General features: G+C 74.6%; 19 protein-coding genes and 1 pseudogene. 6 read left to right on the forward strand and 14 right to left on the reverse strand.

Translation table 11 applies throughout. The features are described from left to right. The first annotated feature begins 59 nt into the window (after nucleotides 1-59). Nucleotides 60-422 carry a DUF1304 domain-containing protein gene (locus ACIQVI_RS05410; RefSeq protein WP_403592276.1) on the forward strand — a complete coding sequence of 121 codons (363 nt, stop codon included), beginning with the start codon at nucleotides 60-62 and terminating at the stop codon, nucleotides 420-422. Beyond that, nucleotides 419-985, forward strand: a complete 567-nt coding sequence (locus ACIQVI_RS05415; protein ID WP_403591325.1) for a TetR/AcrR family transcriptional regulator — start codon at nucleotides 419-421, stop codon at nucleotides 983-985. Before ACIQVI_RS05410 ends, ACIQVI_RS05415 begins: the two co-directional genes overlap by 4 nt. Before the next feature lie 48 nt (nucleotides 986-1033). Here the strand turns inward: ACIQVI_RS05415 and ACIQVI_RS05420 are convergent, their stop codons facing one another. Next, complete coding sequence (locus ACIQVI_RS05420) at nucleotides 1034-4015, reverse strand: carbohydrate binding domain-containing protein (protein ID WP_403591327.1); 2982 nt, start codon at nucleotides 4013-4015, stop codon at nucleotides 1034-1036. A gap of 293 nt (nucleotides 4016-4308) precedes the next feature. Then, the gene (locus ACIQVI_RS05425; RefSeq protein WP_351973537.1) at nucleotides 4309-4764 is read right to left on the reverse strand and encodes a MarR family transcriptional regulator; all 456 of its coding nucleotides are present in this window, start codon (nucleotides 4762-4764) and stop codon (nucleotides 4309-4311) included. A 121-nt stretch (nucleotides 4765-4885) separates the two neighbouring features. Between ACIQVI_RS05425 and ACIQVI_RS05430 the strand changes: the two genes are divergently transcribed. Next, complete coding sequence (locus ACIQVI_RS05430) at nucleotides 4886-6355, forward strand: MFS transporter (RefSeq protein ID WP_403591330.1); 1470 nt, start codon at nucleotides 4886-4888, stop codon at nucleotides 6353-6355. A 184-nt stretch (nucleotides 6356-6539) separates the two neighbouring features. On the opposite strand, the gene ACIQVI_RS05435 is transcribed toward ACIQVI_RS05430, so the two are convergent. The 8 genes from ACIQVI_RS05435 to ACIQVI_RS05470 form a co-directional block, all read right to left on the reverse strand. Then, a complete protein-coding gene (locus ACIQVI_RS05435) occupies nucleotides 6540-7316 on the reverse strand; it encodes a VOC family protein (RefSeq protein WP_403592280.1) in 777 nt (258 codons plus the stop codon). Nucleotides 7317-7540: 224 nt separating this feature from the next. Beyond that, nucleotides 7541-10279, reverse strand: coding sequence for a fumarate reductase/succinate dehydrogenase flavoprotein subunit (locus ACIQVI_RS05440; protein WP_403591333.1), 2739 nt, complete (start codon nucleotides 10277-10279; stop codon nucleotides 7541-7543). A 55-nt stretch (nucleotides 10280-10334) separates the two neighbouring features. Beyond that, complete coding sequence (locus ACIQVI_RS05445; RefSeq protein ID WP_403591336.1) at nucleotides 10335-11081, reverse strand: ABC transporter ATP-binding protein; 747 nt, start codon at nucleotides 11079-11081, stop codon at nucleotides 10335-10337. Next, complete coding sequence (locus ACIQVI_RS05450) at nucleotides 11078-11974, reverse strand: ABC transporter permease (protein ID WP_403591339.1); 897 nt, start codon at nucleotides 11972-11974, stop codon at nucleotides 11078-11080. The genes ACIQVI_RS05445 and ACIQVI_RS05450 overlap by 4 nt, the downstream gene beginning before the upstream one ends. A gap of 14 nt (nucleotides 11975-11988) precedes the next feature. Next, nucleotides 11989-13335 carry an ABC transporter substrate-binding protein gene (locus ACIQVI_RS05455; protein ID WP_403591342.1) on the reverse strand — a complete coding sequence of 449 codons (1347 nt, stop codon included), beginning with the start codon at nucleotides 13333-13335 and terminating at the stop codon, nucleotides 11989-11991. A gap of 14 nt (nucleotides 13336-13349) precedes the next feature. Further along, complete coding sequence (locus ACIQVI_RS05460) at nucleotides 13350-13577, reverse strand: ferredoxin family protein (protein WP_030313017.1); 228 nt, start codon at nucleotides 13575-13577, stop codon at nucleotides 13350-13352. A 38-nt stretch (nucleotides 13578-13615) separates the two neighbouring features. Next, nucleotides 13616-14383 carry a GntR family transcriptional regulator gene (locus tag ACIQVI_RS05465; RefSeq protein ID WP_351972878.1) on the reverse strand — a complete coding sequence of 256 codons (768 nt, stop codon included), beginning with the start codon at nucleotides 14381-14383 and terminating at the stop codon, nucleotides 13616-13618. Nucleotides 14384-14584: 201 nt separating this feature from the next. Continuing rightward, on the reverse strand, nucleotides 14585-15511 hold the full coding sequence (locus ACIQVI_RS05470; RefSeq protein WP_403591346.1) for a MerR family transcriptional regulator: 927 nt from the start codon (nucleotides 15509-15511) through the stop codon (nucleotides 14585-14587). 177 nt (nucleotides 15512-15688) lie between these two features. Between ACIQVI_RS05470 and ACIQVI_RS05475 the strand changes: the two are divergent. Then, a pseudogene (locus ACIQVI_RS05475) lies at nucleotides 15689-17172 on the forward strand (dienelactone hydrolase family protein). A gap of 55 nt (nucleotides 17173-17227) precedes the next feature. Here the strand turns inward: ACIQVI_RS05475 and ACIQVI_RS05480 are convergent. Continuing rightward, the gene (locus ACIQVI_RS05480; protein WP_403591349.1) at nucleotides 17228-17665 is read right to left on the reverse strand and encodes a hypothetical protein; all 438 of its coding nucleotides are present in this window, start codon (nucleotides 17663-17665) and stop codon (nucleotides 17228-17230) included. Nucleotides 17666-17757: 92 nt separating this feature from the next. Here ACIQVI_RS05480 and ACIQVI_RS05485 point away from each other — a divergent pair, with 92 nt between their 5' ends. Further along, complete coding sequence (locus ACIQVI_RS05485; RefSeq protein WP_403591352.1) at nucleotides 17758-18363, forward strand: hypothetical protein; 606 nt, start codon at nucleotides 17758-17760, stop codon at nucleotides 18361-18363. Between the two features lie 29 nt (nucleotides 18364-18392). Here ACIQVI_RS05485 and ACIQVI_RS05490 read toward each other — a convergent pair whose 3' ends face one another. The 3 genes from ACIQVI_RS05490 to ACIQVI_RS05500 all read right to left on the reverse strand — a co-directional run bounded on the left by ACIQVI_RS05490 (nucleotide 18393) and on the right by ACIQVI_RS05500 (nucleotide 23450). Beyond that, nucleotides 18393-19487, reverse strand: coding sequence for a glutamate--cysteine ligase (locus tag ACIQVI_RS05490; RefSeq protein ID WP_121833385.1), 1095 nt, complete (start codon nucleotides 19485-19487; stop codon nucleotides 18393-18395). 112 nt (nucleotides 19488-19599) lie between these two features. Beyond that, nucleotides 19600-21693, reverse strand: coding sequence for a S9 family peptidase (locus ACIQVI_RS05495; RefSeq protein WP_403591356.1), 2094 nt, complete (start codon nucleotides 21691-21693; stop codon nucleotides 19600-19602). Then, nucleotides 21666-23450 carry an N-acetylglutaminylglutamine amidotransferase gene (locus ACIQVI_RS05500; RefSeq protein ID WP_403591359.1) on the reverse strand — a complete coding sequence of 595 codons (1785 nt, stop codon included), beginning with the start codon at nucleotides 23448-23450 and terminating at the stop codon, nucleotides 21666-21668. The genes ACIQVI_RS05495 and ACIQVI_RS05500 overlap by 28 nt, the downstream gene beginning before the upstream one ends. A gap of 270 nt (nucleotides 23451-23720) precedes the next feature. On the opposite strand from ACIQVI_RS05500, the gene ACIQVI_RS05505 reads away from it, so the two are divergent. Continuing rightward, nucleotides 23721-25187: an aminotransferase class I/II-fold pyridoxal phosphate-dependent enzyme gene (locus ACIQVI_RS05505; RefSeq protein WP_403591362.1), complete on the forward strand. Its 1467-nt coding sequence runs from the start codon at nucleotides 23721-23723 to the stop codon at nucleotides 25185-25187. Nucleotides 25188-25191 lie beyond the last annotated feature (4 nt).

The raw sequence follows: 25191 nt of genomic DNA on the forward strand, positions 1-25191 counted from the left end.
GACAGCTGTCCATGTATGCTGGACACCTGTCCAGTAAATATGAGTGGCGGGAGACGACGATGGAGACGACGGCGAACGTGCTGGTGGGCTTGGTGGCCGCCCTGCACGTGTACATCCTGGTTCTGGAGATGTTCCTGTGGGAGAAGGCGCCGGGGCGCGGACTGTCCGGCTTCGACGCCGAGTTGGCCCGCGCGACCGCCCCGCTCGCCGCGAACCAGGGCCTCTACAACGGCTTCCTGGCCGCCGGCCTCGTCTGGGGCCTGATCGCCGGGGACCCCACGGGCCACCGGGTCCAGGTCTTCTTCCTCTCCTGCGTCCTCGTCGCCGGCGTGTATGGCGGCCTCACCGCGAACCGCCGCATCCTGGTCGCCCAGGCGCTCCCCGGCGCGCTGGCCCTCGGCGCCGTCCTGCTCGCCCGGTGACCCCTGCCACCGAGGACCCCCGCGCCGCCCGGACCCGGGCCCGGCTCCGCCGCGCCCTCCTCGACGCCTGCGCGGACACCCCGCTGGCCGAGGTCACCGTCGCCGCCCTGGTGCGCCGCGCCGGGGTCGGCCGCGCCACCTTCTACCTCCACTACGGAGACCTGGAGGCGCTGGCCGTCGACGCCTGCGCCGACGTGGTCCGCGACGCGGTCGACGCCCTGCACGCCTGGCGCGGCCTGCCCGACCCGGCGACCCCGCCGCCCGCGCTGCTCGCCTTCTTCGCCGGGCTCGCCCCGCACGCCGGGCTCTACCGGGAGCTGCTGCGCCCGGGCGGCGGCGGGCCGCTCGGCCTGGTCCTCCACGAGGACCTGCGCGCCCGCAGCCTCGCCGAACGGGCCCTGGTCGGCGCCCCGGAGCCCGGCCTCGTCGCGTCGGCCGTGGCCGCCGCCTTCGCCGGGGTGCTCGCCGACTGGCTGCACGGCCTGGTCGAGGGCGCCCCCGAGGAGGTCGCCCACCGGGTCTGGCGCCTCCTGATCGCCCTGCACCGCGCGCCGCTGGCGTAGCCGCCGGCCGGGACCCCGTACGGGCCCCGACCGGCGGCCATGGCGCCGTTACTTGAGGTACGGTCCGGCGGTGCCGATCCGGCCGGGGCCGTTCAGGACGTACACCCGCAGGTTGCCCTTGCCGGGCGCGGCGACCGCGAGGGTGCCGTTCGTGACGGTCCGGACGTCACCGGTGACGGCGTCGGTGTACGTGCCGTCGGGGATGCCGGTGTAGGTGGCGCCGCCCGAGACCGTGACGAGCGCGAAGCTGTCCGTGCCCGCGTCGGTGTAGCGGCGCTTGAACGCCATGCCGCCCGAGACGCCCTCCGTGGAGTACTGGCCCGTCTGGAGCGCGGGGACCGCCCGGCGGATCTGGTTGAGCCGCTGCACGTGCCGGACCAGGGGCTGCTGGAGGGTGGTGGCGACCGTGCCGGACGCCGACGAGACCGTGGAGAAGCCGGAGGCGGTGACGGAGCCGGCGAGGTGCGCGCCGAAGTAGGCGCGGCCGGTGTCGGCGAGCGGGCAGGACGGCCCGCAGTCGATCTTCTTCCCCTTCTGGAACTCGATCTCGGAGCCGTAGTACAGCGTCGGGATGCCGCGGAACGTCCACATCAGGGACATGTTCTCGGCCCAGGCGTCGGTGCCGCCCGCGTACCGCTCGCTCGACTTGTTGGGGCCGTAGTCGTGGCTGTCGACGTAGACGACGTTGTAGGTGGCGTCGTTGTAGCTGTCGTCGGAGTCCTTGCCGTTGGAGAAGGCGTTCTGCGCGTCACCGAAGTTCATGTGCATACGCATGTCGATGACGTTCATGCCGGAGGACCGGCTGTGGTCGGGCGCGTGGTAGCTGTTGCCGTTCAGGAAGGCGTTGGTGGAGGTGGGCTGGTCGCCCGTGCCCCGCCGCTGTTCGTAGTCGTACATCTCCAGGGCGGCCTTGCCGTCGTCCAGGTCGTACTCCTTGCGCTCCTTCCAGGTGTAGAACTGCGCCGAGTGGTTGACCGAGCCGCGGTTCCACTTGTCGTTGACGAAGGCGGCGACCTCGCCGAAGACGAAGAAGTTCTTCGCGGCCTCCGCGCCGTGGCGCCGGGCCACCCGCTCCTGGATGGCGGGCAGGAAGCGGCGGTTCCAGGTGGTGCGAGGGATGTGCACGGCGGTGTCCACGCGGAAGCCGTCGACCCCCATGTCGATGTACTTGTCGTACGCGCCGATCAGGTAGTTCTGGACGGCCGGCTTCTCCGTGTCGAAGTCCGCCAGGTCCTCGTGGAGCCAGCAGGAGCGGGAGTCCTCGCCCTCCCAGTTGCCGATCCAGCACTGGTGGTAGAGCGCCTTCGGGAACATGCCGGACGTGGGGCTCGGCCACTGGCAGTTGTAGACGGTGTAGCCCTCGGCGCTCTTCCCGCCGGTCGGCTTCCCCCAGTTCACACAGGTGTTGCCGGTCGGCTCGGCCGTCGACCACAGGTCGCCGTTGTAGTACGACTTACCGCTCTTCGGGTCGACCGTCAGGCCGTCGTACTCGAAGCCGGGCTGCCTCTCGTCGTAGTACCAGCTCCACTGACCGTCCCGCACGCCGTACACGGTGGGCGTGAACAGGCCCTTGGCGCCCCAGCGGGAGGAGTGGTTGTAGACGACGTCCTGGTAGATCTTCATGCCCTTGGCGTGGGCGGCGTCGATCAGGTCCTGGTAGGAGGCGCCGGCCGACTCCAGGCGCGGGTCGACCCGGTAGAAGTCCCAGCCGTGGTAGCCGTGGTAGTCGTAGTCCGAGCGGTTGAGGACGACCGGGGTGACCCAGATCGCCGAGAAGCCGAGGCCCTTGACGTAGTCGAGCTTCTGGATCAGGCCCTTGAAGTCGCCCCGGAACATGGGGTCGTCGTTGGCCGCGTTGCCCGACTTGGCGTGCTGGCTCCCGCCCCGGTTGTTCGACGGGTCGCCGTCGTGGAAGCGGGCGGTGAGGACGAAGTAGATCGGGTCCTTGCGCGGGTCGGTGCCCAGCGGCTTGCCGGTCGCCGGGGTCGCGGGCTTCTCGCCCGTGGTCGCGGTGGCGGGGGAGGAAGAGGCCGAGAGGTTCCCGGCGGCGTCCACGGCCCGCACCGTGTAGGTGTACGCGGTCCGTTCGGCCAGACCGGTGTCGGAGAAGACCGTGGACCCGACGTCGGTGACGACCGCCCCGCCGCCGCCCCCGGTGCGGGTGACCTGGTACGCGGTGACGCCCCGGTCGTCGGTGGACGGGTTCCAGGCGAGCAGCACGGAGGTGCCGTCGGCCTTCGCGGTGAGACCGGCGGGGGCGGTGGGGGCCTGGGTGTCGGGCGGGGTGGCGGCGCAGGGGTCGGCGGCGTTCGGCGTCACCGTCCGGTTCCGGACGGTGGAGACGCCCGTGCCGAGGGCGTAGTCGGAACCGCCGTTGTTGTCCCAGGTGCCGTTGCCGTTGTTGAAGGCGGCCTTGAGGCCGGTGGCCGTCCCGAGGTCGAGCTCCCGCTTCCACCAGCCGGCGCAGGCGGCCTGCATACCGACGCCGGGGGCGGTGGTCCAGGCGCCGCCGGCCGGCTGGTAGTGGACGTTGACGGTGGACCAGCCGAGGGAGGCGGCGGAGTAGTAGACGGTGGCCTTGCGGGACTCGGCGGGCGGGGTGTCGGCGCAGGGGTCGGAGTGGGCGACGACCCCGTCCCTGACGGTGACGGCGCCCGTCCCCAGGGCGTAGTCCTTGCCGCCGTTGTTGTCCCAGGTGCCGCCGCCGTCGTTGAAGGTGGCCCGGAGGCCGGCGGCCGCGCCGAGGGGGACGGTCTTCTTCACCCAGTCCGTACAGGCGGCCTCCATGGCGGTGCCGGGGACGGCGGTCCAGGAGCCGCCGTCGGGCGCGTAATGGAGGTTGTACCGGGCCCAGTTCTTCGTCTTCGTCCAGTAGTAGACCGTCGCCGTGTTCTCGACGGCGGCGGCGACGGGGGCGGTGCGCGGGGAGGGAGTCCCGGGCGGTGCGGCGACGAGGCCGACGACGCCGGCGGCGGCGACGGCCAGGACGGCGAGGGGGCGCGCCGGTGACCGTGGGCGGGTGCGTGTCATCCGAATCTCCAGGCGGGGGCCGTGCGTCCGGACAGAGCTCTCCCCGGGTAGGAGGGCGAAGCCCGTTGGAAACGCAGTCGGAAAATTGCAGAAACATCTTGCGCTGGCCGGAAGTTACCGCCGGTCGCCCCGTGCGTAAAGGGTTTGGACGCGGCGGACCGGGCCCCGGCGGGCATGGCCGAGGCGCCCGCGGCGTCCACGGGCGAGGGGTCGCGCGTCTGTGACCGAGGGCTCCCGGTGGAACTTTCCGCCCTTGCCGCGGCCGCTTGCCGGAATGTGTGGCCGGACCCCGTTCAGGGGCGCGGCCAGGGCCGGCCCTCCAGGCGCTCGATGTCGCGGTTGAAGCGTTCGAGGAAGGCGGCGAAGCGGGAGACGTCCTCGGGGGACCAGTGCTCCATCACGCGTTCCAGGCCCGCGATGTTCGAGGTGCGGTCGGCCTCCAGGCGGCGTTCGCCCTCGGCCGTGATGCGGAACTTGCGGGCGATGCCGCCGTCCGGGTCGGGGATGCGCTCCACGACCCCGGCGCGCAGCATCGCGGCGGTCTGCCGGTTGAGGGTGGACGCGTCGAGGCCGAAGGCCTCGCTGAGCTGCCCGATGGACATCGGCCCGTGCATCCGGATACGGCTCAGCAGGACGTACGCGCTGCGGTCGAGCTGGCCGCCGCCCGCGCGGGAGCGGGGCGCGTACAGGTGCGCGTGCCGGCCGAGCAGCATGGTCTCGAACTCGACCAGATCGGTGGGCTTGTCCACGGGCTTGTCCATGGGGGCATTCTCTCCTGCGGTGATGCGATGTGCATCATGCATGATTTGTGTATTCGGCACGCGATGTGCATGATGCATAAACATCGTCGTGAAGAACCGAGGAGAACACGTGGACGGCTCCAAGCCCGACGCCCGACCCGGAGGCGTCGTCGGCGTCCTCGCGCTCGCGGGCATCGTGGCCGCACTCATGCAGACCCTGGTGGTGCCGCTCATCGGCGACCTCCCGAGGCTGCTCGGCACCACCGCGTCCAACGCCTCCTGGGTGATCACCGCCACCCTCCTCGCGGGCGCCGTCGCCACCCCCGTCGCCGGCCGGCTCGGCGACACCCTCGGCAAGCGGCGGGTCCTGCTCGTCTCCGTGGTCCCGCTCGTCGCCGGGTCCGTCGTCTGCGCGCTCGCCTCCTCCGTCGTCCCGATGATCGTCGGACGCGGCCTCCAGGGCCTCGGCATGGGCGTCGTCCCCCTCGGCATCAGCCTGCTCCGCGACATCCTGCCGCCGGAGAAACTGGGCGGCTCCATCGCCCTCATGAGCGCCTCCATGGGCGTCGGCGGCGCCCTCGGCCTGCCCTTCTCCGCCGCCGTCGCCGAGAACGCCAGCTGGCGCGTCCTCTTCTGGGTCGCCGCCGGCCTCAGCGTCCTCGTCGGCGCCCTGATCTGGCGCCTCGTCCCCGCCGGCCGCCGCGCCGCCGCCCCCGGCCGCTTCGACCTGCCCGGCGCGCTCGGCCTCGGCACCGGACTCGTCGCCCTGCTCCTCGCCGTCTCCAAGGGCGCGAGCTGGGGCTGGGGCAGCGCCACCACCCTCGGCCTCTTCGCCGCCTCGGCCGTCGTCCTGCTCGCCTGGGGCGCGTGGGAGCTGCGCATCCCCGACCCCCTCGTCGACCTGCGGGTCACCGCCCGCCCGGTCGTCCTGATGACCAACGCCGCCTCGGTCCTGGTCGGCTTCGCCATGTACGCCCAGTCCCTGGTCGTCCCCCAGCTCTTCCAGCTCCCCGAGGCCACCGGCTACGGCCTCGGCCAGTCGATGATGGCCATGGGCCTGTGGATGGCCCCGGCCGGCCTGATGATGATGGTCCTGGCCCCGCTCGGCGCCAAGCTCTCGGCCGCCCGGGGCCCCAAGGTCACGCTCTCCGTCGGCGCCCTCGTCATCTCCGCCGGCTACGGCTCCTCCCTCGCCCTGATGGGCTCCACCTGGGGCCTGCTCGCCGTCACCCTCGTCTGCAACACGGGCGTCGGACTCGCCTACGGGGCCATGCCGGCGCTCATCATGGGCGCGGTGCCGCAGGAGGAGACCGCCTCGGCCAACAGCTTCAACACCCTCATGCGCTCCATCGGCACCTCCGTCTCCGCCGCCGTCATCGGCGTCGTCCTCGCCCAGATGACCACCACCCTCGGCGGCCACGCGCTGCCCTCCGAGGACGGCTTCCGCGTCGCCATGCTCATCGGCTGCGGGGTCGGTCTCGTGGCCGCGGTCGTCGCCGCCCTCATCCCGGCCCGGTTCGCCGCCGGTCCCGCCGGGGCGGAGGCCGGGGCCGTACGCGCCCCCTCCACGGCCGCGGCGGAAGCCGAGGCCACCGCCTGATCCCCCGACCGGGCGGCGCCGTCGCGGGACACGTGGGGACGGATCCCGCGACGGCGCCGCCCTTCGGCGTCCGGCGAGCCGGTCGCAGAGGCGGCCCGCCGGACGCCGAAGGGCCCCGGCGACCGTGGAACACACGGTCACCGGGGCCCTCGCAGAGACACCCAAGGGGTACGTGCCCCGGGACTCAGTCCTCCGCCTCCAGTGTGAACAGCGCCCCGTCCGGATCCCGCACCACCGCGCGCCGCGCCCCGCCGTCCGGCTCGCGCACCCCGCCCCACTCGCCGCCCGGCACCACCGATCCGCCGTGCTTCAGGACCGCCTCCTCCGCCGTCTCCAGATCCGGCACCCGGAAGCGCACGAGCCAGCGCGGCCGCAGCTGCGGCCGGGGGGAGGCGGACTCGACCGGCCCGCTGTTCAGCCGGGCGACGGCCTCGCCGTCGCGCCGCAGGACCACCCGCTCGTCCTCGTACGAGACCTCGCAGGAGCCCGGGACGGCGTCCGCCCACCGGAGCACCCCGCCGTAGAACACGGCCGCGTCGAACGCGTTGCGGGTGTGCAGTTCCAGCCAGGCCGGAGCCTGCCGCTCGCCCACGTGCCAGCGCGACACCAGCCGCCCCTCCCACACCCCGAACGCCGCGCCCTCCGGGTCGGTGGCGAGCGCCGCGCGGCCCCGGGGCGGAAACGCCACCGGGCCCACGCCGACGGTGCCGCCGCGCTCCCGGATCCGCGCGACCGCCGCGTCGGCGTCGTCGACGGCGAAGAAGACCGTCCAGGCCACCGGCACCTGCATCTCCGCCGCCACGGCCGCGATCCCGGCCACCGGCACCCCGTCCCGCTCGCCCACCACGTACGCGTCGCCGAGGGCCCCCCGCCGGAACGTCCAGCCCAGCACGGCCCCGTAGAACCGCTCCGCCGTACCGAGATCCCGTGCGGACAGGTTCAGCCAGCACGGTGCTCCCATGGCCTCCACGGTCGTCGGTCCCGCCACCGGCGCCACCTCCTCGTCGTCCTGCGTCCAGAGCGCGTCCGTGTACCAGGGTGCCCCCTGCGGCACCAGGGTGCCCGTCACGCCCGGAGTGCGCCGTGCGCCCCCTTCCCCGTTCCACGGGTCCCCATGCGCGGATTCACCCACGTGCCGCCGATCACCACCCGGTCGAGGGGGAGCGGCCCGGCGGGCCGGGAGGCTCAGCGGACCGCGTGCGCCGCCCGGGCCGCGTAGGCGCGGACGTCCGCGTCGGGATCGTCGGCCGCCCCGGCCAGGGCGGCCCGGGCCGCCGGGTCGTCCCGGTGGGCGAGGAGCGAGAGGACGGCCGTCTTCCGCACGTCCGCGTTCGGGTCCGAGAGCACCGGGGCCAGGGCCGGTACGGCGAGGCCGGCCGGGGCCGCCCGGAGCGCGGTCGCGGCCCCGGCCCGCACCTGCCAGGCGGGCGCGCCGAGCGCGGCGGCGGCCCGCGCCGCGTACTCCGGCGGGCAGCCGGTGCCCGCCAGGGCGGCGAGGGCCGCGCCCCCGACCAGCGGATCGGCGTCGTCGAGCAGCGGCGCGAGCGGCCCGGGCCGGGGATCCCGTACGGCCGCGAGACCCCGGGCCACCGCGACCCGCACCTCGCGCGCCGGGTCGGCGGCGGCCCGCGCCAGCTCCGCGACCGCGTCCACCGAGACCAGCGCCCGGACGGCCCCCACCCGTACGTCCACCTCCGCCGCGCCGAGCGCCGCCGCGTACAGCGGGGCGTCCCCGAGCCGCAGCGCCCGCAGCACGTCGAGCGCGGCGGCCCGCACGGCCGGGTCGGGCACGCCGAGGGCCTCCCGCAGCCCGTCCCCGAGCGCCTGCTCGGCCGGCAGCACCTCGACCAGCTCGCGCAGGGCCGCCGCCGCGGCGGCCCGCACCCGGGGCGAACCGTCCCGCAGCCGCGCGGCGAGCGCGGGACCCGTCCCGGCCGGAGCGGTCTCCCCGAGGGCGGTGACGGCGGCGGCCCGCACCGCCGGATCGGCGTCGTCCAGATACGGGCCGAGCGCGTCCAGACCGGGGGAGTCCTCGACGAGGCCGAGCAGCTCCAGGAGCCGGGGAGAGACCGCCGTCGCGGGGTCCTCCGGTGCCGGTGCGACGACCGCGTCCGCGGCCGGCCGCGCCGCCGGGACCGCGTCCCGGGGCCCCGCCGTGGCCACCGGCACGAGCTCCACCTCGCCCAGGTGCCGCTCGGGCCCGCCCGGCGGCGCGAACTCCGGCACCGGCACCAGATACGGCTCCACCGGCCGCGCCGTGAACTCCATCGTCCCCGAAGCCGACTTGCGCAGGTCCAGGTGGTGCAGCCAGGCCGTGTCGTCCCGCTCCGGGTGGTCGAGCCGCTCGTGGTAGAGCCCCCACCGCGACTCCGTCCGGGCCAGCGAGGCCCGCGCCGCCATCTCGGCGCAGTCCCGGATGAACGACACCTCCGCGCACCGCATCAGCTCGTGGGCCGTGCGCGCCCCCATCCCTGCGATCTCCCCGGACATCCGGTCGAACGCCTCCACCGCGAGGGAGAGCTTCGCGCCGGTCTTCGGCGGCGCCACGTAGTCGTTGACGAACCGCCGCAGCTTGTACTCGACCTGCGGCTGCGGAGGGCCGGACGGGTTCCGTAGCGGCCGGTAGACCAACTCGTGCGCGTCCGCGATCTGTTGCCGGTCGAGCTCCCCCTCGTACGCCGTGTGCTTCGCCGCGTCCTCGCCCGCCAGGTCGCCGAAGACGAACGCGCCGATCATGTAGTTGTGCGGTACGGAGGCCAGGTCGCCGGCCGCGTACAGCCGGGGCACGGTCGTCCGGGCGTGCGCGTCCACCCGTACCCCCGAGGCCGAATGGCCCCCGCACAGGCCGATCTCGGAGATGTGCATCTCGATGTCGTGCGTCCGGTAGTCGTGGCCGCGCCCCGCGTGGAACGTGCCCCGGGTGGGGCGCTCCGTGGTGTGCAGGATCGACTCGACGGCGCCGACCGTCTCCTCGGGCAGATGGCTCAGCTTCAGGTACACCGGCCCCCGGTCCGAGGCGAGTTCGGCCGCGAACTCGGCCATCATCTGCCCCGACCAGTAGTCCGACTCCACGAACCGCTCGCCGTGCCGGTTCACCTGGTACCCGCCGAACGGGTTGGCGACGTAGGCGCAGGCCGGACCGTTGTAGTCCTTGATGAGCGGATTGACCTGGAAGCACTCGATCCCGGTGAGCGCCGCCCCCGCGTGGTACGCCATCGCGTAGCCGTCGCCCGCGTTCGTCGGGTTCTCGTACGTGCCGTACAGATAGCCCGACGCGGGCAGGCCGAGCCGCCCGCAGGCGCCCGTCGCCAGGATCACGGCCCCCGCCCGCACGATCACGAACTCGCCCGTACGGGTGTGGAAGCCGGCGACGCCGACGGCCCGCCCGTCGTCCGGGTGGGTGAGGACCCGGACCGGCATGACCCGGTTCTCGATCCGGATCCGCTCCCGCATCTCGCGCCGCCGCAGCTGCCGGTAGAGGACCTTCTTGACGTCCTTGCCCTCCGGCATCGGCAGCACGTACGAGCCGGACCGGTGCACCTGCCGGACCGCGTACTCGCCGTGCTCGTCCTTCTCGAACTTCACCCCGTACGACTCCAGCCGCCGCACCATCGCGAAGCCCCGGGTCGCCGTCTGCCGGACCGTCGACTGGTCGACGAGGCCGTCGTTGGCGCGGGTGATCTCGGCGACGTAGTCGTCCGGTTCGGCCCGGCCCGGCACGACCGCGTTGTTGACGCCGTCCATCCCCATGGCGAGGGCGCCGGAGTGCCGGACGTGCGCCTTCTCCAGGAGCAGCACGCTCGCCCCGCGTTCGGCGGCGGTCAGCGCGGCCATCGTGCCGGCGGTCCCGCCGCCGACGACGAGCACGTCGCAGGAGAGCTCGGTCGCGTCGGCGGGGTCGGGGACGGTCAGGGGGGTGTCCACGGGGGATGCCTTTCGGAGTGCGTAGGGGGCGGGCGGGGCCGGCCGGGGGCGTCGGTCAGAGGGAGTCGAGGACGCGGCGGCGCAGCGCGGCCGTCGCGGGCGCGCGCAGGGCGTCCCGCACGCGCGGATGCGGGACGTCCAGGACCTCGCCGGACGCGAACAGGGCGACCCGGTCACCGAGGTGGAGCGCCTCGTCCACGTCGTGCGTGACGAAGACGACGGTCGCGCCCGTCCCGCGCAGGATCTCCACCAGGAGGTCCTGCATCCCGGCCCGGGTGTGCGCGTCGAGCGCGCCGAACGGCTCGTCCATCAGGACCGCGCGGGGCCGCCCGGCCAGGGCGCGGGCCAGCTGGACCCGCTGCCGCTGCCCGCCGGACAGCTGGTGCGGCAGTCGGCCGGCGTGCTCGCCGAGCCCGACCCGCTCCAGCCACTCCTCCGCCGAACGGCGCCGCCCGGCCCGGGGGACCCGGCGGATCGCGAGCGGCAGCTCCACGTTGGCGCGGACCGTCCGCCACGGCAGCAGGGCGTCGTGCTGGAAGACGAGCGCCCGGTCGGCGCCGGGTCCGCGCACCGGCTCCCCGTCCTGCGTGACCCGCCCCTCCAGGGGCGGCAGCAGCCCGGCGAGCGTGCGCAGCAGGGTCGTCTTGCCGCAGCCGGAGGGGCCGACCACGGTGAGGAGTTCGCCGGGCGCGATCCGCAGCCCCACGGGACCGGACACGGCGGACCCGTCCGGATGCCCCAACCGCACGTCGTGCAGGGCGAGTTCCGCGCCCGTGGCGTTCACCGTGCTCGTGGCGCTCATGACACCGGCTCCTTCTCGGGCAGGGGTACGGAACGGGAGGGCGTACGGGCGGGGGCGGCGGGAGCCGGGGCGCCCGCCGTCCGGCCGGGGCCGGGCCCGCCCCGCCCGGCCGGGCGCGGCAGCCAGGCGGTGACCCGGCGGCCGAGGGTCTCCACGGCGGTGGAGGTGAGCCAGCCGAGCGCGCCGATGGTGGCCATGCCGACGAAGACCCCGGGGTAGTCGACGACCGTGTAGTCCTGCCAGGTGCGGTAGCCCACCCCGTACTCGCCGGAGATCATCTCCGCCGAGATCACACAGATCCACGAGACGCCGATCCCCACGGACAGGCCGCCGAAGATCCCCGGCAGGGCGCCCGGCAGGACCACCGAGAACAGCACCCGGGCCCGGCTCCCGCCCAGGGTCAGCACGGCCTCCTCCCACACCGGGCTCAGGGCCCGCACCGCGTGCCGGGTCGACACCAGGACCGGGAAGAGGGCGGCGGCGCAGGTGATGAAGACGATGCCCTGCTCGTTGGTGGGCAGCAGCAGGATCGCCACCGGCACCAGGGCGATGGCCGGGACCGGCCGCACCGCCTCCACCAGCGGGCCCAGGACGTCGGCGGCCCACCGGGACCGGGCCACGGCCGTCCCGGCCGCCACCCCCAGGACGGCCGCGAGCAGGAAGCCGACCGTGATCCGGCGCAGACTGTGCCCGAGGTCCTGCCAGTACGCCCCGGTGCCGACCCGGTCGGCGAACGCGGAGGCGACCTCCACGACCGTGGGGAACTGCTCGAACCGCAGCCACAGGTTGACGTCCAGGGAGGTCAGCAGCTGCCACAGGCCGAGGGCCGCGAGCGGCGAGGCGATCCGGACCAGACGGCGGACCGCGGGCGACGGGCCCGTGCGCGCGGACACGGTCCTTCGCGCGCTCACGACGCCGACCCCACGGCCTGCGCGTACCCGACGATCCGGGCACCGGCGTGCCCGGCGACGTACCGCTCCGCGCCCGCCCGGGTCACGAAGGCGCGCCACTCGCGGCCGTCCCGCACCCACACGGCCCGGTCCGCGAACCAGGGCGTCCCGGTCACCGCGTCCGGCACGTACGCGGCCCGCACCCGGTCCGCCCCGGCCTCCGCGACCGCCTCCAGGAGCGCGCCGGGGCTGTCGAACGTACGGGTCGAGCCCTGCCCCTTCAGCCACAGCTCCGGCTTCGGGGCGGCGGCCTCCGGGTAGGCGGCGGCCGGCACCGCCCGCTCCAGCGGGGCCGGGTCGACGAAGGCGTCCACGTCGACCTCCTTCACCAGGCCGGCCGCCGCCAGGACCGGCACGTCCTCCTTGAGCGCGGCGACCAGCTCGGGCCGGAGCGCCGGGTCGAAGGTGGCGATGCCCCGGGCGCCGTTGTAGAGGTAGACCACCTCGGCGGGCAGCCCCGTCTCCTTCGCCACCGACTCGGCGGCCGCGACCGGCCGGGCCCGCAGCTCGTCCGTGGCCCGCCGCTGCGCCCGCAGGAACGCGTCGAGCACCGCCGGCCGCTCCTTCGCGAACGCCTCGCGGACGGTGACGCCGTGGAAGGTCGGCAGGTCCAGCTCGGCCCCGTCGTACAGCGCCGTCGCCCGGCCCTGGAAGGCGAGCAGACCGGGCCAGGCGACGAACTGGGACAGCGCGTCGACGCTGCCCGCCGCCAGGGCCGAAGCGCCCACGCTCGGCTGCTGGTTGAGCTTCCGCACGTCCTTCGCCGGGTCGAGCCCGGCCCGCTGGAGCGCCCGGACCAGGGTGCCGTCGGCGGCCGAACCGACGCTGGTGGACACCTTGCGGCCCTTCAGGTCCGTCAGCGACCGCAGCGGCGAACCGGGCGCTGTCACCACGGTGTTGAGACCGCCCCGCAGGTTGTAGCCGGTCACCGACACCAGCCGCGTCGGCTGCTTGAGCTGCTTGCCGCGCGCCGCGTTGAGGAGCAGCGGGAAGTCGCCCATCGAACCGATGTCGATCTTCCCCGCCGTCATCTGCGCGGTGATCGGGGCCCCGGTCGCGTAGTCCTGCCAGTTCACCCGGTAGGTGACGCCGTCCTTCCGGCCCTGCGCCGCGAGTTCCTCCTCGAAGTGACCGAGGGAGCGCAGCAGGGTGCCGGCGGTGACGGTGTTGATGGTCTTCGACTGGTAACCGACGGTCACCGTCACCGACTTCGCCCCGACCCCGTCGTCGGTCCCGGACCCGCAGGCGGTGGCGAGCGGCAGCAGGAGCAGGGCGAGCGGGAGGGCGAGTTTTCTGGTGGACATGGAGGTTCGGCCTTTCACCGGAGCAGGTAGGGCATGTTGACGGTGACCGCGCCGGTGGGGCAGCGCGCCGCGCACGGGCCGCAGTACCAGCACTCGTCGACGTGCATGTACGCCTTGCCGTCTTCCTCGCGGATCGCGAGCGAGTCGAGCGGACACATGTCGACGCAGAGCGTGCAGCCGTCGATGCACTTCGACTCGTCGATGGTCACGGGCACGTCGGCGCGCTGGGGGACCAGAGGCATGGCTGTCTCCAGGGAAAGGGTGGGGTGTCGTCGGGGTTTCAGAGGGCGCGGCGCAGAACGCCGCTCATGGTGATGCGGTCGCCGCGGAAGCGGATGAACTCCAGGTCCACCGGCCGCCCGTCGGGCAGGCACGTCAGCCGCTCCAGCATCAGGACGGCCGCCCCGCGCGGGGCCTGGAGCACGGCGGCGGAGTGCGCGTCGGCGTTGACGGCCTCCAGGGTGATCTCCGCGTGCCCGAGCGGAGAGCCGGTCAGCTGCTCCAGGAGCCGGAAGACGTCCGTGTTCTCCAGGTCGCAGTCGAGGAGCGCGGCCCCGATGTCCATCGGCAGGTAGGACAGGTCCAGGGAGAGCGGCAGCCCGTTGAGGCGCCGCAGCCGCTCGATGCACAGCACGTCGGAGTGCTCGGGAAGCCCGAGCCGGTGGGCCACCGGTCCCGGCGCCCCGACCGGCCCCACGGTCCGCACCTCGTTGGTGACCCTCCCGTGCTCGTGGAGGGTCTCGGCGAGCCCCTGGAGCCGGTCCAGGCCGTGCGGGTACTTCTCGCCGACCACCACCGTGCCGACCCCCGGCTGCCGGTCGACCAGCTGCTCGCCGCGCAGCAGGTCCAGGGCCTGCCGCACGGTGTTCCGGCTGGCCCGGTAGTCGGCCGCGATGACGTCCTCCAGGGGGAGCACCCCGCCGGGAAAGCCGCCCGCCAGGATCTGGTGGCGCAGCAGGTCGGCGAGCTGCCGCGCCCGGTCCGCCCGGAGGCGCCGACGACGGGCGGCGGCGACGGGGCGGGCGGCGGGAGCGGGTTCGGCGGGCATGACACGGAACGTAGCGGCGGACCGGCCGTCGTGGTGTTGCCGCAGTATTGCGCCACCTGACGCCCCCTCCGTACCCCTCTGACCAGCGGATACGTCAAGGGGGCGGGGAGTTCCGCCACCCGGCAGCCCAGTACGTGGACGGCCGGCCGCCCACCATGCGGATCGGGTCCGGGGCCGTCGGACCGGGGGTCCGGGTACGCGTCAGACCGCGTGCCCGCCGACCGCGCGCCCGTCGACTTCATGGCGCAGGGCGACGGAGAGCCGGTGGTGGAGGATGCCGAGGACCGGTTCGCCCGGCCCGAACAGGCCGTCGGCGAGCTTCCAGTAGCGCCGGATCAGGGCGCTGTCGCTCCGGGTCAGCACCGGGACCAGGCCGCGCCGGAAGTCCGGGGTGTCCCGGACACCCTGCGCGGTGGCGTACGCCGAGACGAAGCACTCCAGGGCCCCGCCGGTCCGCCCGGTCCGCCGTTCCGCCTCGGCGAGCGCGTACGCCTCGGCCAGGCCCTCGTACAGCACGTCCGGCCGGTACGCGCCCTCCGGCAGCGGCTGCGCCCGCCGGCACTCGGCACTGCCGGGGAGCGGGCCGGAGACGAGCGCGTGCAGCCGGGCGAAGTCCAGGACGCGTGCGGGGCTGGGCTCCGCCGGGGGCGGCGGCACCACCGCGTCCAGGACCAGGGAGACCACCCGTCCCGGAAGGCGCACGGGCAGGATCCGGCGCCAGAACCGGACCAGGGCGTCCGTGTCGGGCGGCGCGGGCACGGCGCCGAGCAGCCGCGCCCGGTCCGCGCGCTCCCCGGCGGGGCACTCCCGGAGCGACCGCAGGGCGGCCTCCTGCCAGCGCAGCGCGGCCAGCCGGGAGCCCACGTCCCGCAGCCGGTCCACGAGGACCTCCGCCGACACCCCGTCCCGGTCGAGGACCCGTTCCACCTCGGGCACCGGCAGATCGAGCGCACGCAGCGAACGGATCAGCCGGAGCCGGTCGAGCGCCCCCGGCCCGTACCTGCGGTGCCCGCCGGAACTACGGGCCGCCTCGGGCAGCAGACCGCGATCGGAGTAGTACCGCACGGCCTTGACGGTCACGCCCGCGCGGGCCGCCAACTCCCCGATGCTCCACAGGCCTTCGGACACCGCGACACCCACCTCCCCGGAGGAGACCGACCATCCACGAGCACCCCCATTCTGACGCCGGGCCCGGCCCGCCGCTCCGACGGGGGCACCGGTGGCGGCCCTTGAACCTCCCGCAGGGGGAGCTCCTAGCGTCGGAGACGGCGACACGGCCCCGGAGGAAGAGGCGAGGAGACGCGCATGGCGGCGTTCGTACTGGTGGCGGGCAGTTTCACCGGCGGATGGGTGTGGGAGGGGACGGCGGCCCTGCTCCGGAGGGCGGGTGCCGAGGCGCACCCGGTGACCCTGACGGGCATGGACGACCGGCACGAAGGGGCCGGGATCGGTCTGGAGACGCACGTCGAGGACCTGGTGCGGCTGGTCGACGGCCTCACGGCGGCCGAGGTGGTCCTCGTGGGCCACGGGTACGGGCTCCACCCGGTCCTCGGCGCCGCCGACCGGCGGCCCGGACGGATCGCCCGGATCGTCGCCCTGGACACGCTCCTGCCGCAGGACGGGGAACCGGCCGCGCGCTCCGTGCCCGACCCCGGGGGCCGGCCCGGCGCGGACGGACTGGTCCCGCCGCCGACGCGGGAGACCCGGTCCCGCTGGGGCGACCTCGAAGGCGTCCCCGAGGACGCCCTCGTACGCCTGGAGCGCCTCGCCGCGCCCCAGCCGGCCGCCACGCTCACCACACCGCTCCGCCTGACCGGGGCGGCCTCCGCCCTGCCGGTCACCGGCGTCCTGTGCACGGTCGCCGGATCGACCGTCGCCATGGTCGAGATGCTGGTGGAGTCGGGCCCGCCCCGGTTCCGCGCGCTGGCCGACGACCGGATCCGCTTCCTCGAACTCGCCACCGGACACTGGCCGATGCTCTCCGCGCCCGCCGCGCTCGCGGAGACCCTGCTCCGCGCGGCGGCGGGCGGGGCCGGCGGGTGACCTCCCCCGCGGACGAGCGGCCGACGCACCTCCGGCCCTTCCTCGAAGGCGTACGGGACATCCCCGAGGTCCCGCGCGAACGGCACGGCCGGGTCGACCTCCACCTCCCGGACGCCGAGGGGCCCCGGCCGGCGATCGTCTTCGTCCACGGCGGCCCGGTCGACCCCGAGCAGCGGCCCACCCCGCGTGACACGCCGTTCCTCCAGGGGTACGGACGCCTCGCGGCCGGCGCGGGCGTCGTCGGCACCACCCCGGACCACCGGCTCCACGCGCTCACCGACTACGCCCGCGCCGCCGACGACCTCGCCGGGGCCGTCGCGCTCGTCCGCGCCGACCCGCGCGTCGACCGGGAGCGGATCGCGCTCTGGTTCTTCTCCGGCGGCGGGCTCCTCGCGGCGGACTGGCTCGCCGCGCCCCCGCCATGGCTGCGGTGCGTGGCCGCCACCTACCCGATGCTCGCGCCGCCGCCCGGCTGGGAGGCGGTGGAGCCCTGCTTCCGCCCGGTCGACGCGGTGGGCACGGCCGACGGGCCACCGGTGGTCCTGACCCGGGCCGGCCGGGAGCACCCGGCGATCGCGGCGACGGTCGAGGAGTTCCTGACCGCCGCCGGGAAGCGCGGGGCCCGCGTCGAGACCGTCGACGTGCCGCACGGCCGCCACAGCTTCGAACTGCTCAACCCCACCGAGGAGTCGGCGGAGGCGGTGGAGCGGGCGATGGCGGCGGTGCTCGCGCTCCTTGAGGAGTGACGACCGTACGTGCTTGTGGCCGGGGTGACCGTAGGCGCCCGCGATCCCGGTCGGCTCACACCGGCGGCGGGATCTCCGCGAGACCGACGACCGGGCAGCCGAAGAGGCCTCTCAGGGAAAGCCGCTGATGCGCGGTCAGCCTGTTGAGGAAGACCACCGCGTCCGCTTCCGCCCGCTCGCGGATCTCCGCCACCTCGTGGACCTTCCCACCGCTCAGGAGCGTCCGCGAGGAGAACGGAAGGGACATCTTCCGCGCCCCTCCGTGCGAGACCCCACGCCGCTGCACGGCACGCGCCACGACCCGGGCGCCCCGGGCCGCCAGACCGGCCGCCGCCGCGTCCATCAGGGCGGCGAAGTCCCGCTGCCGGGCGGAGAAGTACCCGACGAGCACGACGTCGGCGCCCACGACGTCGAAGGGCGGGACGTCCGCAGCGGCGCCCGTCCCCCCGGCCCGGCGGGCGGGGCGCCGGCCGCGTCCGTGGTGTCGGTGCACGGGGCTACGGTAGGGTGCCCGCCGCCCGCGCCGACAGGCGTTTTCCCCGGGGCCCGTCGTCCGGGTCCGGCGCCGCCGTGCAGGATGGGCCCGTGACCGGATACTGGAATCCGCTGCCCACCGCCCGCCGCGTGGTCGAGGACGTCGGGGAGAAGGCGGAAGAACTCTTCACGGGCGTGTGGGAGCAGCGGAACTGGCGCAACGTGCCCGGGCCGTTCTACGCCGCCGAGACCGACAGCCTGGCCCTCGGGCGCAGGGACGCCCCGGACCACATCGCCTACGACGACGACCTGGGCGGCGGCTTCGGGTTCGAGTTCGTCTACCGCCAGCCGGTCGACGCGTACCAGACCGAGAACCTGATCCACGGGTGCAGGCTGGAGCTGTACCGGGGCTACAACTGGGACGGCGACGACCACTGGACGGTGGAAGCCGTCCAGGACTGGTGGCGGGACCGGGGCCGCGTCCGGGAGTGGGCCGTCGCCGTCGCCGCCGACTGGGGAGCGGACGCCCACCCCCACTGGGGGTTCAACGCCGACCCGGTCTACCTCCCGCACTACCACGACGCGGCCCGGGGGCACCGGGACTTCGTCGCCCACATCGACGACGGGCTGGAGGACCACCTGCGCGGCTACCTCTTCTGGCTCGAACAGCGCCGCGAGCCGCGCGACGGCGAAGCCCTTCCCCGGCTCCGGGGATGAACCGGAGCCGGGGAAGGGCTTCGCGGTGATCAGGGCGCGACCGTCTCCGTGGTGATCAGCTTGACCAGGTCCGGGAGGCCGCCCTCGGCCAGGGCGCGACGCTGGCGGTCCGCCGAGGTGCCCTCCTGGAGCAGCCGGTGCAGCAGGGAGGACACCTCGCGGGTGTCGCCGGACTCGTCCAGGGCGGGCCTGATGTGGTCGAGCAGCGAGCACAGCACGTCGCCCGCCCGGCGCGACCGCCCCTCCGGGTCGACCAGGAGGCCGCTCAGACCGTGCCGGGCGGCGTGCCAGTTGGACGCCTGGAGGAGTTCGGACGAGCAGTCGGGGAGCGGGACCCCGGCCTTCTCCTCGTCGATCGCGGTGGCGACCAGCGCCCGGACGATCCCGGCGAACATGACCGCCTCGTCGGCGCGCAGCTGGACGTCGGCGCACCGCACCTCGACCGTGGGATAGCGGTCCGAGAGGCGGGCCTGCCAGTACAGCTGGCCGGTGTCGGTGATGATGCCGGTGTCGAGGAGCGCCTGGACGCGCTCCTCGTGGTCCGCGAGCGAGGTGAAGCGCGGCGGCGGACCGCTGACCGGCCACCGGCCGAAGATCACCGTCCGCCAGCTCGCGAACCCGGTGTCGCCGCCGTCCCACAGGGGCGAGTTCGCGGACATGGCCACCAGGACCGGCAGCCACACCCGGATGCGGCTCAAGACGGCGACGCCCATCTCGCGGTCCGGCACGGCCGCGTGCACGTGCATCCCGTTGACCAGCTGCTCGGCCACGAGCTGCGGGGCCTGGGAGGACATCGCGAGGTAGCGGGCCTTCCGGGTGACCGGCACGGGCGCCGTCTCCCGATAGGGGGCCGTCGCGCAGGCGGCGAGCAGACAGCCGTGCTTCTCCGCCGCCATGCCCAGCGCGTGCCGCAGGCGCAGCAGGTGGCCGCCGACCTCCTCCAGGTCGGTGCAGACGGGCGTGGCGACCTCCACCTGGGCCTGGAGCAGCTCCGACTGGACCTCGGAGCCCTCGACGATCGGTTGCAGTCCGGCGGACGCCCGCACCTGGTCACCGAGCGGCACCGGAAGGCATGTGTCCGGATCGAGCAGCAGGTACTCTTCCTCGACCCCAATAGTGATCATGTCTCCCGACTACCCCCGATCGGCGGCGGAAATCGGTCCCACGGTCACCGCTTTCCGCAGGTCACACGTGTGCGACCGTCCGATCGCGGACGGTGAGGGGGTACGGCGCCGCTCAGCGGCCCAGGTGCCGCTGCATCCAGTCGGCGGCGGTCCGGCGGAACAGCCGCCGGTTGTCCGCCCGCCGGAACTCGTGCCCCTCGTCGCGGAGCGTGAGCATCTCCGCCGGCAGGCCCCGCTCCCGCGCGGCCCGCACCATCTGCTCCGACTCGCCCGGCGGAACGTTCGTGTCGTGCTCGCCGTGCACCGCGAGCAGCGGGACCCGCAGCTCGTCGACCCGGCTCATCGGGGACAGCGCGCGCAGCAGCTCCCGGTCGCGCACCGGATGGCCGTACTTGTGCGCCGCCGATTCGGCGATCCACGGCTCCGTCCCCGCGAAGAACGTCGCGAGGTCCGACATCCCGCACACCGCGACCCCGGTGCGGAACAGCTCCGGGTGCCACACGAGGGACGCCATCGTCAGATAGCCGCCGTACGAGCGCCCCATCACCGCGAGCCGCGTCGGATCGGCCAGGCCGTCCAGGACCACGTGCGCCGCGCAGTCGGCCACGTCGTCGAGCGCCGCGAACCGCCCCGTACCGAGGTCGGCGTCCACGAACGACCTGCCCCAGCCGGAAGAGCCGCGCACGTCGGGCGCGAAGACGTCCAGGCCCCGGCCGAGCAGCTCGTGGTAGAGCGGGTCGAACACGGGCCGCTCCTGCTCCTCCGGCCCGCCGTGCAGATGGATCACGCACGGCGCCGGACGCCCCGCGTCGCGCCCGGGCGCCCGGTAGTACCAGCCGCCCAGGTGCAGCCCGTCGCGGGCCACCGGCCGCAGCGGTACGGGCCGCACGGGCGGCCGGCCCGGAGGCACGGCGTCCTCGTCCCGCGACGACCAGGACGTGCGCGCCGACAGCGCCCCCGGGGACGCCCACCACACGCCGGGGCGGCGCTGCGAGCCCGACAGGGCGAGGACCATGCCGCCGCCCGGCCCGGCTCGGGCGATCCGGGTGACCACCTCGTGCGGCAGCGGCACCTCCCGGGGCCGGGCCGCCGTGGCCAGGCTCAGGGTCTCCAGCTCGCTCGCGCCCCGCACGTTCCACGCGAGCGCGGCCGTGCGCCCGTCCTCGGCGAACGCGAGGAGCTCCAGGTCGCTGCCCTCCCGCTCGGCCACCACGGACAGGCCGACGCGTCCGCCGTCCTCGTCGAGGGACGCCGCGAGGAGCGCCGCGAACTGCCGCTCGTGGTCGCTGCGCAGCCACAGGGTGCGGCCGTCCCCCGAGAACCGGCCGATCCACGGGTCCCCGTCGCCGACCCGCAGGACGGACCGGGCCGCGAGGTCGGCGGTGCGCACCACCACCGCCTCCCGCCGGCCGCGCGGGCCCCGGCGCACCAGGGCGAACCGGCCGTCCTCCCCGACGTCGCACACCCGCAGCGTCGCGGCCCCCGACTCGGCGGCGACGAGCACGGGCGACCCGAGCCCGTCGGGATCGACCAGATACGCGGTGAGCCGGTCCGGCGCCCCGCCGTCCGGCCCGCTCCCGCCGTCGTCCTGCAGCACGTCCTCCCCGAGGCCCGGGCCCATCTCGCCGTGCCCGGCGCCCCCCAGCAGCGTGGCCGGGCCGTCGCGCTCCGCCCAGCCCGGGGGCAGGTCCGCGAACGCCGTCCCGCGGTCCGGGACGGCTGGCTTTCGGCGCAGGGCGAGGCCCGCCGGGGGCGGCTCGGCCACCGTGACCGCCACGGCCGAGCCGTCGCGCGTCCAGCAGCCCAGGTACGCGGAGCTGCCCGCGTCCGCGCCCGCCACGATCCGGCGGCCGGTGCCGTCCGGCCGTACGCACAGGACGCGGGTGTGCTCGCCGCCCCCGGGCGCGACCGTGTAGGCGATCCACCGCCCGTCGGGGGACCAGGCCACCTCCGTGACCGGATCGGGGTCCGCGTCCAGGAGGTGGATCTCCGCGCCGTTCACCGCCCCGGTCCACAGCTGGGGGACGCCCGTGCGGTCGCAGACGAACGCCACCCACTCGCCCGTGGGGTCCACGGACGGGTACCAGCAGCCGTGCGCGACCAGCGGCCGGGGCGTGTCGCGGGCCCCGGCCGCGTCGGCCAGCGGCACCGGCACGGGCGCCGCCGACATCGGTCCGCTCACTCGATCCCGTGCGTCTGCAGCCATATCTCCAGCAACGCTACGTGCCACAGGGCGTTCGCTCCTCGCTTCGTCCGGTGATGGTCGGGGGCGGAGAGCAGCTCGGCGACGTACTCGTCCCGGAAGACGCCCCGCGCGCGTGCCTCCGGCGCCGACAGCGCCTGACGCACCCGTTCGAGGACGGGCCCCGCCATGTGGCGGATGGCCGGCACCGGGAAGTACCCCTTGGGCCGGTCCACGACCTCGCGCGGCAGCAGCTTGCGGCCCGCGTCCTTCAGGACGCCCTTGCCGCCCCGGGCCAGCTTCAGCTCCGGCGGGCAGGCCGCCGCCAGCTCGACCAGCTCGTGGTCCAGGAACGGCACCCGGGCCTCCAGGCCCCAGTCCATGGTCATGTTGTCCACGCGCTTGACCGGGTCGTCGACGAGCATGACGTGGGTGTCGAGCCGCAGCGCCGCGTCGAGCGCGGTCTCGGCCCCCGGCGCCGCCATGTGCTCGTGGACGAACAGGCCGGACTCGTCGCGGCCGGTCAGCAGGTGCGGCTGGAGGATCCGGGCGAAGTCGGAGTGCGGACGGTCGAAGTACACCTCCGCGTACCGCTCCGGCTCCCCCTCGCGCGGCACGGAGGCCAGGTCCGGATACCAGCGGTAGCCGGCGAACACCTCGTCGGCGCCCTGCCCGCTCTGGACGACGCTCACTTCCTTGGAGACCAGCTCCGACAGCAGGTGGAACGCGACCACGTCATGGCTGATCATCGGCTCGCTCATGGCCAGGACCGCGCTGTCCAGGGCGGTCGAGACGCGGTCCGAGGGGACCATCAGCTGGTGGTGCGCGGTGTCGTAGTGGCGGGCGACCAGGTCGGAGTAGTAGAACTCGTCGCCCTCCTCGCCGCCCTCCGCCTCGAACCCCACGCTGAACGTGGCCAGGTCCTTCTGGCCCTCCTCGGCGAGGAGCCCGACGATCAGGGACGAGTCGAGGCCGCCGGAGAGCAGCACGCCGACCGGCACGTCGGCGACCATCCGGCGGCGCACCGCCGTCCGCAGCGCGTCCAGGACCGCGTCGCGCCAGTCGCCCGCGTCCATGCCCGCGTACTCGGCGCGGCGGGTGTACGACGGCTGCCAGTAGACCCGGTCGCGGTACGAGCCGTCCGGCTCCACCACGCGCACCGTGGCGGGCGGCAGCTTCCGCACCCCGTTGAGGACGGTCCTCGGGGCCGCCACCGTGGCGTGCCAGCTCAGGTACTGGTGCAGGGCCACCGGGTCCAGGGACGTGTCCACGCCGCCGCCCGCGAGCAGCGCGGGCAGGGTGGAGGCGAAGCGCAGCCGGCCGGGCGCGTGGGACAGGTACAGCGGCTTGATGCCCAGCCGGTCGCGGCCGAGCACGACCCGGCCGGTGTCGTTCTCCACGAGGGCGAAGGCGAACATGCCCTTGAAGCGGTCGACGCAGTCGACGCCCCACTGGTGGTACGCCTTGAGGACCACCTCGGTGTCGGAGGTGGAGAAGAACCGGTGCCCCAGGGTCTCCAGCTCCCGCCGGAGCTCCTGGTAGTTGTACACGCAGCCGTTGAACACGCCCGTCAGCCGGGCCTCGGCGTCCGCCATCGGCTGGGCGCCGCGCTCGGACAGGTCGATGATCTTGAGGCGGCGGTGCCCCAGGGCCACCGGGCCCTGCGACCAGACGCCCCGGCCGTCGGGGCCACGGGCCGCCAGGCGGTCGGTCATGCGCTCCACCGCGGCCACGTCGGGCCGGCGGTCGTCGAAACGTATCTCACCGCTCAGACCGCACATGTCGCACCCGTCCGTCGTGCCACCGCCGCCCCCGGCGCGTCCGGGGCCTCGCAGCCCTCCTCGACCTCATGTGCATCACTCACTGCAGACTCCTCCAAGACAGGGAGCAGGCGCCCGTGCGCCCCTCGGTACGGGGCGCGCGGCGACCCGCTCCGTATCGCGAGTGCCCGGCCGACCGGGGATCATGCCTTCCGAAGAGTCATGGTGCGGGCACCCTCCGTCCACGCCACCTGGGGTTTTTGTCCTTTTCCGTGGGGCAGTCGAAGCAGCATGGACCACTCACAAGCACCCGTGCTCGACGCCCTGGCCGCGTACCACGCCGAGAACCAGACCCCCTTCACCCCGCCCGGCCACAAACAGGGCCGCGGCGCGGACGCCCGTGTGCGCGCGGTCCTCGGGGACGCCGTCTTCCGGTCCGACGTACTGGCCACCAGCGGCCTCGACGACCGCAGGTCGTCCAGGGGCGTCCTGGCGAAGGCGCAGGAGCTGATGGCCGACGCGGTCGGCGCGGAGCACACCTTCTTCTCGACCTGCGGCAGCTCGCTCTCCGTCAAGGCCGCCATGCTCTCCGTCGCCGGCCCCCACGAGAAGCTGCTCGTGGGACGGGACGCCCACAAGTCCGTGGTGTCCGGCCTCGTGCTCGCCGGAATCGTGCCGGTCTGGGTGGACCCCCAATGGGACGCCGAGCTCCACCTCGCGCACCCGCCGTCCGCCGACGCCTTCCGCGCCGCCTTCGCCGAGCACCCGGACGCCCGGGGCGCCCTGGTCACGACGCCGACCCCGTACGGCACCTGCTCCGACCTGGCCGCCGTCGCCGACGTCTGCCACGAGCACGGCGTGCCGCTCGTCGTCGACGAGGCCTGGGGCGCCCACCTGCCGTTCCACCCGGACCTGCCGACCTGGGCCATGGACGCCGGCGCGGACATCTGCGTCACCTCCGTCCACAAGATGGGCTCCGGCCTCGAACAGGGCTCCGTCTTCCACCTCCAGGGCGACCTGATCGAGCCCGAGGTCCTCAAGAACCGCGAGGACCTCCTCGGCACCACCAGCCCCTCCGTCCTCGTCTACGCGGCCCTCGACGGCTGGCGCCGCCAGATGGCCCAGCACGGCCACGCCCTCTACGACGACGCGCTCTCCCTGGCCAAGACGGTCCGGACACGGATCGACGCCATCGCCGGCCTGCGCGTCCACGGCCGCGACGACTTCTGCGGACCCGGCCGCGCCGCCGACCTCGACCCCCTCCAGGTCATCGTCGACATCACCGGCCTCGACACCACCGGATACCGCGTCGCCGACTGGATCCGCGAGCGCCACCACGTCAACCTGCACCTGTCCGACCACCGCCGCACCAGCGCCCAGCTCACCCACGCGGACGACATCCACAGCGCCCAGCTCCTCCTCGACGCCCTGCGCGACGCCGCCGCGCACGCCGACGAACTGCGCCCCGCACCCCGGGTGGAGGTGCCCGACCCGGCCGACCTGCGCCTGGAGCAGGCGACGCTCCCGCGCGACGCCTTCTTCGGGCGGGCCGAACAGGTGCCCCTGGAGCAGGCCGTCGGCCGGGTGGCCGCCGAGATGCTCACGCCCTACCCGCCCGGCATCCCCGCCGCCCTGCCCGGCGAGCGGCTCAACGCCGAGGTCCTGCGGTACCTGCGCAGCGGCGTCGAGGCCGGGATGGTCGTGCCGGACGCGGCCGACCCGGAGGTCCGGACCGTACGCGTGACCGTCGAGGACTGACCGC

The organism is Streptomyces sp. NPDC098101 (genome assembly GCF_044760185.1).
Classification (GTDB): domain Bacteria; phylum Actinomycetota; class Actinomycetes; order Streptomycetales; family Streptomycetaceae; genus Streptomyces.